The organism is Enterobacter sp. IF2SW-B1, from assembly GCF_001743375.1.
GTDB classification, from domain to species: Bacteria; Pseudomonadota; Gammaproteobacteria; order Enterobacterales; family Enterobacteriaceae; genus Enterobacter; species Enterobacter bugandensis.
The window spans coordinates 1-393 of the sequence record NZ_MJAA01000311.1 but is presented as its reverse complement, the minus strand read 5'-3'; the positions used below and the strand labels follow the sequence as shown (position 1 = coordinate 393).

The 393-nt window shown below is 66.9% G+C and carries 1 protein-coding gene; it reads right to left on the bottom strand.

The window, feature by feature from the left end:
• The coding region (locus A6013_RS24505; RefSeq protein WP_139128315.1) for a biotin/lipoyl-binding protein at positions 1 to 393 on the bottom strand (393 nt) is incomplete at both ends.

The following is a 393-nucleotide window of genomic DNA, read 5'->3' as shown; positions in this document are numbered from 1 at the left end:
ACCTGCTCCGCCACTTCCAGCTGCGCCTGTGCGCTGGCAAGGCCAGCCTGGGCGCTGCGCAGCTGAGCGTTCGCAGAATCAATACTTTGCTGGGTGGTCGCGCGCGGGTCGACGCCCCGCTGGCGGCGGTATTCCGCCTGCGCGTTCGCCAGATCGGCCTGCGCTTTCAGCACCAGCGCTTTGGCTTCGTCACGCTGGGCGGGATACTGCCCTTTTGAGAGCGCCAGCTGCGCCTGGGCCTGATGCAGCTGCACGATAGCCAGCCCAAGCTGAGCCTGAGCCTGAACGCGCTGGGCGGTGGTATCGCGAGGTTCGCTCACCACCAGCACCTCCCCTTTCTTCACGCGCTGGTTATCCCGCCCGCGAAGCTCGGTAACGTCGCCCGCCGTTGTG